Genomic DNA, 1,394 nt, shown 5'->3' on the forward strand with positions numbered 1-1,394 from the left:
GATCATATGGAAGGTTCTAGTTCCAGAACTAGGCGCAGACATAGAAGCTCACATCGGCTCACAAACTCAGCAGCCGATAGCCGATCGCTTATCCACTCCGCCAGACGGGGTTTCCTTGCCGCTTACGATCGATATTGCCTCGAAATGCTGCGACGACCGGATCTTTATTCAGGAATTAGGCCGCAGAGGTGGCAAAGCCGTTGATTCGCTCTCAGATACCAATACGGAGCCTACAAGCTGGAAATCCGTAGCATTTTTCTCCGCAGACGCTGGTGCCCAAGCGGCTTCTCGGCGGTGAGAGAGCATGGCCGCGCCTGTCGTTCGGCCACGAGGCCGTTGAGCGTCTGGTCCACTAGCGCCACGAAGAGTGGCGGACCCCTATTTCACCGTGGCGGTCTCTCAACATAGCGCTCGTTGGAAATGTCGAGTGCATCGAGCGCCGCTTTGAACGCATCGAAGCTGATCGGCTTCAACACAAGCAGACGACCTCGCGCCTCATTTGCAGCAGATGCATACAGCACGAGCCCATCGTAGTACCATTGAAGATTGTAGAGATTGGTCAACCGATCGAGGAACTCGCGCGGTGGCAGATCTGGCATGCGGCCGCGAATCCGACCATTCACCTCGGTGCTGACGTTTACTCTGATATTGAGATTGTTACCGAATTCCAGCAGTGGGGCAGACAGGTCCTGATCCAGAACCGTGTAGCTAATAGCTGCCGAAGGCCGCGAGAGCGGAGCCCCAAATGCCGTGAGTATCCCGTGACCTTGCCCCCAAGTTTTATCCAGACCTGAGTTCGCCCCGGCTGTTGGATTTGCCCGGTTGGGCAGTGGTAGCGACGGGAGCTGGCGCGGAGCCTTCGGCATAGCGCAGCGCCAGATCCCGGCGCGGATGGCAAGTGAAGGCGAACTCGGATGGCGTCTTCCATCCGAGCCGCGAGTGTGGGCGTGCATCGTTGTAATCGGCCCGCCAGCATCCGAGCGCGACGCGAGCCTGGGCCAGCGACGTGAACAGCGTCTCGTTCAGCAATTCGTCCCGCAGCCGACCGTTGAAGCTCTCGATGAAGGCATTCTGCATGGGCTTGCCCGGCGCAATGTAGTGCCATGCGACCCGGCTCTGATCAGCCCATGTCAGGATGGCGTTGCTGGTCAGCTCGCTGCCGTTGTCGCTGACCACCATCTTCGGCTTGCCGCGCTCGATCACCAGCCGGTCCAGTTCCCGCGCCACCCGGGCGCCGGAGAGCGAGGTGTCGGCTACCAGCGCCAGACACTCGCGGGTGCAGTCATCGACGACGGTAAGGATACGGAAGCGGCGGCCATCGGTGAGCTGATCCGACACGAAGTCGAGCGACCAGCGGTCGTTCGGCGCCATCGCCACCGTCATCGGCGCCCGGG

The 1,394-nt window shown here is 60.3% G+C and carries 2 protein-coding genes and 1 pseudogene; 1 reads left to right on the forward strand and 2 read right to left on the reverse strand.

Annotated elements, in window-relative coordinates:
• Positions 1-298 (forward strand): hypothetical protein (locus AC0QUY_RS42550; protein ID WP_474417246.1); only part of this gene is annotated, 298 nt, incomplete at its 5' end.
• A 7-nt stretch (positions 299-305) separates the two neighbouring features.
• Here the strand turns inward: AC0QUY_RS42550 and AC0QUY_RS42555 are convergent.
• Positions 306-788, reverse strand: a pseudogene (locus AC0QUY_RS42555) (nodulation protein NolW); the annotation flags it as partial.
• On the reverse strand, positions 781-1,394 hold a 614-nt coding region (locus tag AC0QUY_RS42560), incomplete at its 5' end, for an integrase core domain-containing protein (RefSeq protein WP_474417244.1). The pseudogene AC0QUY_RS42555 and the gene AC0QUY_RS42560, both read right to left, overlap by 8 nt.

It is taken from the genome of Bradyrhizobium sp. WYCCWR15520 (assembly GCF_056174665.1).